At 69.2% G+C, this 704-nt stretch carries 1 pseudogene; it reads right to left on the reverse strand.

The annotated features are described in order from the left end of the window. Window positions 1–197: 197 nt before the first annotated feature. Window positions 198–704, reverse strand: a pseudogene (locus tag B4M60_RS03910) (glucose-6-phosphate isomerase); the annotation flags it as partial.

Here is a 704-nt window from a genome sequence, read left to right on the forward strand (position 1 = left end):
AGATGTGTATAAGAGACAGCATTCGAACATGCAAGGGTCAATCCGTGCGTTCGGCGGGCCGAGCATCCTCGCGCGGTCCGGGTCCGGCGACGCCGAGCAGCATGGGCGTGAACCGCCCGTCGACCTCAGGTCGGCGAACCGTCTTGCGAGCTCGCGGTCGGCGATGAACCCGTCCGGGCTGGTGGCGGCGCAGGTCCTCAGCGCCGACCGCGCGCCTCGCGGTAGATCTCGACGAGCGAATCGGTGGAGGAGTCGAAGCCGTCGCCCGGGTGCTTCTCGGCGGTGAGGGCGGACAACAGCTCGCCGGCCTGGGCCTTGCCCAGCTCGACGCCCCACTGGTCGAACGCGTTGATGCCCAGGACGGCTGCCTGGACGAACACCACGTGCTCGTAGAGCGCGATGAGCTGCCCGACCACGCCCGGGGAGAGCGACGGGGCGAGGATCGTGGTGGACGGCCGGTTGCCGGGCATGACCTTGTGCGGGGCGAGCGCGGGGTCCACGCCGTCGGCGAGCACCTCCTCCTCGGTCTTGCCGAACGCCAACACCCGCGACTGTGCGAACAGGTTGGCCATGAGCAGGTCGTGCATGGACCCGGTGCCATCGGCGATGGGCAGGTCCGTGATCGGCCGCGCGACGCCGATGAAGTCCACCGGGACGAGCTGGGTGCCCTGGTGCAGGAGCTGGAAGAAGGCGTGCTGACCGTT

This window comes from Dietzia sp. UBA5065 (genome assembly GCA_002415925.1).
GTDB lineage: Bacteria > Actinomycetota > Actinomycetes > Mycobacteriales > Mycobacteriaceae > Dietzia.